The organism is Streptomyces aureus (genome assembly GCF_001418135.1).
Lineage (GTDB): Bacteria > Actinomycetota > Actinomycetes > Streptomycetales > Streptomycetaceae > Streptomyces > Streptomyces aureus_A.
Map to the genome: position 1 here is coordinate 1 of NZ_LIPQ01000671.1, position 6597 is coordinate 6597.

General features: G+C 71.7%; 8 protein-coding genes. 6 read left to right on the forward strand and 2 right to left on the reverse strand.

The genetic code is table 11. The features are described from left to right. Positions 1–278 precede the first annotated feature (278 nt). From AOK00_RS35920 to AOK00_RS35945, 6 genes are all read left to right on the forward strand, one after another. Positions 279–1106, forward strand: coding sequence for a RodZ domain-containing protein (locus tag AOK00_RS35920; protein WP_055604288.1), 828 nt, complete (start codon positions 279–281; stop codon positions 1104–1106). Positions 1107–1197: 91 nt separating this feature from the next. Next, positions 1198–2718, forward strand: coding sequence for a 30S ribosomal protein S12 methylthiotransferase RimO (gene rimO / locus AOK00_RS35925; RefSeq protein WP_055604289.1), 1521 nt, complete (start codon positions 1198–1200; stop codon positions 2716–2718). Next, positions 2715–3389 carry a CDP-diacylglycerol--glycerol-3-phosphate 3-phosphatidyltransferase gene (gene pgsA, locus AOK00_RS35930; RefSeq protein WP_055604290.1) on the forward strand — a complete coding sequence of 225 codons (675 nt, stop codon included), beginning with the start codon at positions 2715–2717 and terminating at the stop codon, positions 3387–3389. The genes rimO and pgsA overlap by 4 nt, the downstream gene beginning before the upstream one ends. Next, positions 3386–3907: a CinA family protein gene (locus AOK00_RS35935; protein WP_055604291.1), complete on the forward strand. Its 522-nt coding sequence runs from the start codon at positions 3386–3388 to the stop codon at positions 3905–3907. Before pgsA ends, AOK00_RS35935 begins: the two co-directional genes overlap by 4 nt. 109 nt (positions 3908–4016) lie before the next feature. Then, positions 4017–4400 (forward strand): helix-turn-helix domain-containing protein, encoded by a 384-nt coding sequence (locus tag AOK00_RS35940; RefSeq protein ID WP_030326330.1) that lies wholly within the window; start codon positions 4017–4019, stop codon positions 4398–4400. A 237-nt stretch (positions 4401–4637) separates the two neighbouring features. Further along, entirely contained in the window at positions 4638–4907 is a 270-nt protein-coding gene (locus AOK00_RS35945; RefSeq protein ID WP_079042377.1) for a hypothetical protein, read from the forward strand. Here AOK00_RS35945 and AOK00_RS35950 read toward each other — a convergent pair. Together AOK00_RS35950 and AOK00_RS35955 are read right to left on the reverse strand one after the other, a co-directional pair. Further along, positions 4855–5724 (reverse strand): SDR family oxidoreductase, encoded by an 870-nt coding sequence (locus tag AOK00_RS35950; RefSeq protein ID WP_079042378.1) that lies wholly within the window; start codon positions 5722–5724, stop codon positions 4855–4857. The two genes, AOK00_RS35945 and AOK00_RS35950, sit on opposite strands and share 53 nt — an antisense overlap. After that, positions 5725–6546, reverse strand: coding sequence for an Fpg/Nei family DNA glycosylase (locus tag AOK00_RS35955; protein ID WP_055604293.1), 822 nt, complete (start codon positions 6544–6546; stop codon positions 5725–5727). Between the last annotated feature and the right edge of the window lie 51 nt (positions 6547–6597).

The window sequence follows — 6597 nt, forward strand, 5'->3', positions numbered from 1 at the left end:
GGGTCCCGGTCGGAGCGCGGTTCCCGGTCGGAGCGGGGCGAGGTCCGGCCGGCGTACGCGGCGGGGGAGGGGGTACGCTATCGAGACCGGGCCGAGACTCACTCGTAAGGGATGGGAGGGCAACCGTTTCCCCTGGCCGTACGTCAAGTTGAGCGGAGGGACAGAAGGATGTCCCAGCCTCATGGCGTACAAACAGCACCCGCCCGGTTGCCCCACCCTTTCGTACCACCCATAGACTGAACGTCCAGCAGGTGGCTACACGCTCGAAAGGCGCTCTCGTGTCCATCGGCAACTCCCCCGAAGACGACCGGATCTTCCCGGCAGACGACCGGGACTCGATCGGTCGCGCTCTCCAGCAGACCCGCGTCGCCGCCGGTCTCACCGTCGAAGAGGTCAGTGCCTCCACCCGTGTCCGGATTCCGATCGTGCACGCGATCGAGGAGGACGACTTCTCCCGCTGCGGCGGCGACGTCTACGCCCGCGGCCACATCCGCACGCTCGCGCGTGCCGTCGGCCTCGATCCGGCTCCGCTGATCGAGCAGTACGACGCCGAGCACGGCGGTCGCCCCGCGCCCACCCCCGCCGCCCCGCTGTTCGAGGCGGAACGCATCCGCCCCGAGCCGCGCCGGCCCAACTGGACCGCCGCGATGGTCGCGGCCATCGTCGCCGTCGTCGGTTTCGTCGGCTTCACGATGTTCAACGGAAACGAGGCGCCCAAGGGCACCACCACCGCGGACGGCGGCCCGGCGCCCGCGCCGGAGAAGGCCACGTCCGCCGGCAAGCCCAAGCCGGTCAAGCCCGCGCCGCCGAAGCCCACCGAGAGCGCGATCGCCGCGGTCCCGCAGGACAAGGTGACGGTGAAGATGACCGCCACCGACGGCAAGAGCTGGATCTCGGCCAAGGACGCCAGCGGAAAGCTCCTCTTCGACGGGCTCCTCCTGGAGGGCGAGTCCAAGACCTTCCAGGACGACGAGCGCATCGACCTGGTCCTCGGCAACGCCGGAGCGATCGAGCTCTACGTGAACGGCAAGAAGATCGACGACAAGTTCGAATCCGGCCAGGTCGAGCGGCTGACGTACACCAAGGGTGACCCCGAGGCCGGCTGAGCCGCCCCCTCCGGGCCCGTGATGTGGCCCCTGTCGCGCAGGTGAACCCTGCGCGACGGGGCAACGGCCGGGACGAAGTAGTCTTGAGTCCATGCCCGAACGCCGTACCGTCGCCCTTGTCACTCTTGGCTGCGCCCGTAACGAGGTGGACTCGGAGGAGCTCGCAGGCCGCTTGGCAGCGGACGGCTGGGAGCTCGTCGAGAACGCCGAGGACGCGGATGTCGCCGTCGTCAACACCTGTGGATTCGTCGAGGCCGCCAAGAAGGACTCCGTCGACGCCCTCCTCGAAGCCAATGATCTGAAGGACCACGGCCGCACCCAGGCCGTGGTCGCCGTCGGCTGCATGGCCGAGCGGTACGGCAAGGAACTCGCCGAGGCCCTCCCGGAGGCCGACGGCGTCCTGGGCTTCGACGACTACTCCGACATCTCCAACCGCCTCCAGACCATCCTCAGCGGTGGCAGTGTCGAGGCGCACACCCCGCGTGACCGGCGCAAGCTGCTGCCGCTCTCGCCGGTGGAGCGCCAGGCGGCCGCCGCCGCGGTCGCCCTCCCCGGCCACGGCGTCGTGGACGCTCCCGCTCCCGCCGCCACCCCGGCCTCCGCTCCCGAGGACGTGCCGAGCGACCTGCCGGACGGTCTCGCGCCCGCCTCCGGGCCGCGTGCGCCGCTCCGCCGGCGTCTGGACACCAGCCCCGTCGCCTCCGTGAAGCTGGCCTCCGGCTGCGACCGCCGCTGCTCCTTCTGCGCCATCCCCTCCTTCCGCGGCTCCTTCGTCTCGCGCCGTCCCTCGGACGTGCTGAACGAGACGCGCTGGCTCGCCGAGCAGGGTGTGAAGGAGGTCATGCTGGTCTCCGAGAACAACACCTCGTACGGCAAGGACCTCGGCGACATCCGTCTTCTGGAGAGCCTGCTGCCCGAGCTCGCCGCTGTCGACGGCATCGAGCGCGTCCGCGTCAGCTACCTCCAGCCCGCCGAGATGCGCCCCGGCCTGATCGACGTCCTCACCTCGACCGACAAGGTCGTGCCGTACTTCGACCTGTCCTTCCAGCACAGCGCCCCCGACGTGCTGCGGGCCATGCGCCGTTTCGGTGACACGGACCGGTTCCTCGAGCTCCTGGAGACCATCCGGGCCAAGGCCCCGACCGCCGGCGCCCGCTCCAACTTCATCGTCGGCTTCCCCGGCGAGACCGAGGCCGACTTCGCCGAGCTGGAACGCTTCGTCACCCACGCCCGGCTCGACGCCATCGGCGTCTTCGGCTACTCCGACGAGGACGGCACCGAGGCCGCCACGTACGAGCACAAGCTCGACCAGGACGTCGTCGACGCCCGCCTCGCCCACCTCTCCCGGCTCGCCGAGGAGCTCACCGCGCAGCGCGCGGAGGAGCGGATCGGAGAGACCCTTGAAGTACTGGTCGAGTCCGTGGACGACGAGGACGGCGTGATCGGCCGCGCCGCGCACCAGGCGCCCGAGACCGATGGCCAGGTGGTCCTCACCACGGCCGGCGGTACGAGCCCCGACCTGGCTCCGGGCCGTATGGTCATGGCGAAGGTCGTCGGCACGGAGGGCGTCGACCTGGTGGCCGAGTGTCTTTTCGAGGAGGCAGGCAGATGACCGGAGTCCCGGCATCCGCGACGGGCGGGACCGGTAGGCCGGCGCCCCGCGGCAAGCTGGGCACGGCGGCCGTCAACCAGGCCAGCCTGTGGAACATCGCCAACATCCTGACCATGATCCGGCTCGTGCTCGTGCCGGCCTTCGTGCTGCTGCTCTTCCAGGACGGTGGTCACGACCCCGCATGGCGGGCCTGGGCCTGGGCGGCGTTCGCCGTCGCCATGATCACGGACGTCTTCGACGGGCACCTCGCCCGTGCGTACAACCTGGTCACGGACTTCGGGAAGATCGCCGACCCGATCGCGGACAAGGCGATCATGGCGGCCGGGCTCGTCTCGCTGTCCTCGCTCGGGGACCTGCCCTGGTGGGTGACCGGCGTCATCCTGGCCCGCGAGCTGGGGATCACCCTGATGCGGTTCTGGGTGATCCGCCACGGGGTCATCCCGGCCAGCCGCGGCGGCAAGATGAAGACGCTCGCCCAGGGCACGGCGGTCGGCATGTACGTGCTGATGCTCACCGGGCCGCTCGCCACCCTGCGCTTCTGGGTGATGGCGGTGGCCGTCGTGCTGACGGTCGTCACCGGTCTGGACTACGTCCGCCAGGCGGTCGTGCTGCGCCGCAAGGGGCTCGCCGCCGAGCGCGCCGCCGCGCGGTCGGAGGCGGCGACGCGATGACCGAGGCCGCCCGGGTGCTGGCGCTGCTCGCGGAGCGTGGTCACACGCTCGCCGCGGCGGAGTCGCTCACGGGTGGGCTGGTGGCCGCGGAACTCACCGGAGTGCCCGGGGCCTCGGCCTCCTTCCGGGGGTCCGTCACGGCCTACGCCACGGCCCTCAAGCAGCAGCTGCTCGGCGTCGACGCGGCCCTGCTCGCCGAGCGCGGAGCGGTGGATCCCGAGGTCGCGCTGCAGATGGCGGCCGGTGTACGGGCCCGGCTCGGCGCCGACTGGGGGATCTCGACGACCGGGGTCGCCGGGCCCGAACCGCAGGACGGACAGCCGGTCGGCACCGTCTATGTGGCGATCGCGGGACCCGCCGCGACGGGCGCCCGCGCCGGGAAAGTGGTCTCGTTGAGATTGAACGGCGACCGCGCGGACATCCGTAGAGAGAGTGTGCGGAGCGTGCTGGAACTGCTCCATGAGGAACTCTCGGGAAATGCGCGGGCACAGGATACGGAACACAACGGGGGGAATTGATGTTTGCAGCCCTGAGTGAACACGACATCGCTCCCCGCACGGCCGCAGCGCGAGGCGGTACGGTGGGGCGTGAAGGATGCGGCTACGCGGTCCGAGGAGGGAGCCACCGATGATTCTGCTCCGTCGCCTGTTGGGTGACGTGCTGCGTCGGCAGCGCCAGCGCCAAGGCCGTACTCTGCGCGAAGTCTCCTCGTCCGCCCGAGTCTCGCTCGGCTATCTCTCCGAGGTGGAGCGGGGGCAGAAGGAGGCTTCCTCCGAGCTGCTCTCCGCGATCTGCGACGCGTTGGACGTACGGATGTCCGAGCTCATGCGTGAAGTGAGCGACGAGCTGTCACTGGCCGAACTGGCCGAGTCGGCAGCGGCGAGCGAACCGGTGCCGACGCCGGTACGCCCGATGCTCAATTCGGTGTCGGTGACGTCGGTGGGCCGTGTGCCCACCGAGCGGGTGACCATCAAGGCGCCCGCGGAAGCGGTGGACGTCGTCGCCGCCTAGTCGTCGCCGTACGAAGCGATACGGGGTCGAGCCTCGGTCGGTGTCCCTTCGGGGGCGTCGGCCGGGGCTTTTCTCTTGCTTCCGCAGGGTGGGGCGAATTGTCTGAGATGCCGGGTTCCGGTGCCTCGTGCCATGGTGGGGGGAACGTACGACTGGGCCGTGTGCGCCGGGTGTACCTCCGGTGCGCCCTCCCGCGGGGTGATCCTGCCGGTCTAGCGTCGACGGCAGGAGGCGGCCATGGTACGGCGACGGATGCCGCCGGCGACGCTCGCGCTGGTCGCGATCGGGCTGGTGGCCGGGGGGCTCTGGTGGTGGGCGGTGCTGCGCCTGCTCCTGGTGCCGGGGGAGGTCGGCCCGGTCGAGGGCGCGGTTGCCGCGGGCGGCTGGGGGCTGAGTCTGCTGCCGGTGCACGTGGCCGCCTCGTCGGGGCGGCCGGGCGTCCTCGCCCGGCGGATCACCAGGGCATCGCGACGCCGCCGTTGGGGCGCAGGATCTGGCCTGTCGTGAACGCGGACGCGTCGGACGCGAGGTGCAGGACGGCATGAGCGATGTCCTCGGCCTCCCCGACCCGGCCCAGCGGTGAATGACGGATCATCGCGGCTTCCGCCTGCTCCTGGGCGGCCGGCTCGTGGCGGTCCGTCATGGGGGTGCGGATCCAGCCCGGGGCGACCGCGTTGACCCGGATGCCGTGCCGGCCCGCCTCCGTCGCCAGTGTCTTCGTCAGCTGGACGACGGCCGCCTTGGTGACGCTGTAGCAGAGCAGGCCCGGGCCGGCGGTGTCCATCGCGCCCGAGGCCATCGTGACGATCGAGCCGGGGACGCCCGCCGCGATCATCGAGCGGGCCGCCTCCTGGCAGGCGTAGAGCACGCCCTTGAAATTGACGGCGAGGACGCGGTCCAGGTCCTCGTCGCGGGTCTCCAGGACCGAGCTCGTGTGCATGATCCCGGCGACGGCGGCCATGACGTGGAGGGGGCCGGCCGCCCGGACGGCGGTGGCGAGGGCGGCGCGGTCGGTGACGTCCAGGGGGTGCGCGTGCGCGGCGCCGCCCTCGCGGGCGATGAGGGCGACCGTCTGCTTGAGGCCGGGCTCGTCGCGGTCCGCGCAGTGCACGGTGGCGCCCGCCTGGGCGAGGAGAACGGCGGTGGCGCGGCCGATGCCGCTGGCGGCGCCGGTGACGAAGGCCGTGCGGTGGGTGAGGTCGTAGGCGGCGAGGGGCGACTTGTTCGTCGCGGTGGCGGTCGCGGTCGTCGTGGCCGGAGCGGTCGTCGTGTTCGCCTTGTCCGTCATGGTCGGACCGTACGACTGGATCTGACGGGTCGTCAATTAGTGGGTGGGGTCGGGTGCGGTCTCGTTCGTGGGACCGTGCTGGCAGCCGGGGCACCAGTACGTGACCCGGTCGCCGAGTTCCGCCTTGCGGATCGGGGTGCCGCAGCGGAGGCAGGGGTGGCCGGCGCGGCCGTAGACGTGCAGCGGGGTGCCCGGGCGGCGGACGGTCGTCGTGCGGCGGTCGGGGCGGTCCTTGTTCGTGTCCAGGAGACGGTGGGCGGTCGCGACCAGGCGGGCGGGGACGTCGGGGCCGAGGTCGCCGACCGGGAGCCATGGCGTCACACCGGCCAGGAAGGCCAGCTCCGACTTGTACACGTTGCCGATGCCGGCCAGGTTCCGCTGGTCGAGCAGGGCCTCGCCGAGTGTGCGGGCGGGATCCGCCGTCAGCCGCCGGGTCGCCTCCTCGGCGGCCCTCGCGCCCCAGTCGGGGCCCAGCAGGTCCGGGCCCAGGTGGCCCACCACGTCCGGCTCGTCCGCTGTGCGGATGAGTTCCAGGACCGGGAGACGGTAGCCGTACGCGGTGTGCTCGGCGTTTCCGAGGATCGCGCGGATCTGGTGGTCCGGGCCGCCGTGCGGGCGCGCCCCGGTGGCGTACACCCGCCAGGCACCGTCCATCCGCAGATGGGAGTGGAGAGTGAGGCCGCCCTCGATGCGGGCGAGAAGGTGCTTGCCGCGAGGGGTGACGTCCAGGAGCGTGCGGCCGGTCAGGTCGGCGGTGGCGAAACGGGGGACCCGGAGGTCCGCGCGTGTCAGTGGCCGGCCGGCCAGGGCGGTGTGGAGGCGGTGGGCGGTCTGCCAGACGGTGTCTCCTTCGGGCACGGTTCCATGATGCCGGGTGGGCGGGGTGTTGTGCGGGTGCGGGTGCGGGTG